Below are 244 nucleotides of genomic sequence, written 5' to 3' on the forward strand. Positions count from 1 at the left end.
ATGAAGTCGAGCAAAAAGGAGCGGCCATTCTGGAAGATGCCAAGCAGAAAGCGGCAGAAAGCGGGGTAAATGCGGAAAGCCTGTACGTCCAAGGCGAACCTGCGCATCAAATTTTAAACATAGCGAAAGAACAGCATTTCAATCTGATTGTCGTCGGAAGCCGCGGAATCAGCGGATTTAAAGAAATGATGCTCGGAAGCGTGAGCCATAAGGTCTCACAATTGTCTCCTTGTCCTGTACTGAT

1 protein-coding gene is annotated in these 244 nt (G+C 48.0%); it reads left to right on the top strand.

Going from position 1 to position 244, the window contains the following annotated elements:
* The coding region (locus tag SB658_RS26735; RefSeq protein WP_410603520.1) for a universal stress protein at positions 1–244 on the top strand (244 nt) is incomplete at both ends.

Source organism: Bacillus sp. SIMBA_008 (assembly GCF_046535495.1).
GTDB lineage: Bacteria > Bacillota > Bacilli > Bacillales > Bacillaceae > Bacillus > Bacillus subtilis.